Consider the following 715-nt stretch of genomic DNA (forward strand, 5'->3'; position numbering starts at 1 on the left):
ATCCACAGCCCGCGCAGGGCGACGACGTGTATTTGGATGGCCACTCGACCCAGGTCTGGATTGCCAGTGCCTCCGGCGGAAGCTTCGAGAAGGTCGACTTCACCAAGTACGGCACTGCCACGGTGACGGTCAACGACACCATCGACACGACGACGGTGGACTTGAGCGCCTCGACGGTGCTGGAGGGGCCGTCGGCGAACTACGTGTTCACGGCGACGCTGTCGAACGTCTCGCACGGCGATACGGTCATCACGACCGACCAGGGCGCCATCACGATCCACGATGGCCAGACCAAGGGTACGCTAACCCTACCGTCCGGCAACGGCGAGGACGTCTATCTCGACGGGTCGCAGCTGACGGCGACCATCACCGGCGCCACCGGTGGCAACTTCGAGAACCTGGCGATCGGAACCGCGTCGGCGACGGCGCATGTCAACGACACGCTCGATCCGACCACGGTGAACCTGGGTGCCTCGACGGTGCTGGAAGGTGGGATCGCGAACTACGTGTTCACGGCGACGCTGTCGAACGTCTCGCACGGCGATACGGTGATCACGACCGACCAGGGCGTGATCACGATCACCGATGGCCAGACCACGGGCACGCTGACGATAGCGTCGGGCAATGGCGAGGACGTCTACCTCGACGCCAGCCAGCTGACGGCGACCATCACCAATGCGACCGGGGGCAATTTCGAGAACCTGGTGGTCGGGAC

The 715-nt window shown here is 64.3% G+C and carries 1 protein-coding gene; it reads left to right on the top strand.

Going from position 1 to position 715, the window contains the following annotated elements:
• On the top strand, positions 1–715 hold a 715-nt coding region (locus E4K65_RS48130; protein WP_209312172.1), incomplete at both ends, for an immunoglobulin-like domain-containing protein.

The organism is Bradyrhizobium niftali, assembly GCF_004571025.1.
GTDB lineage: Bacteria > Pseudomonadota > Alphaproteobacteria > Rhizobiales > Xanthobacteraceae > Bradyrhizobium > Bradyrhizobium niftali.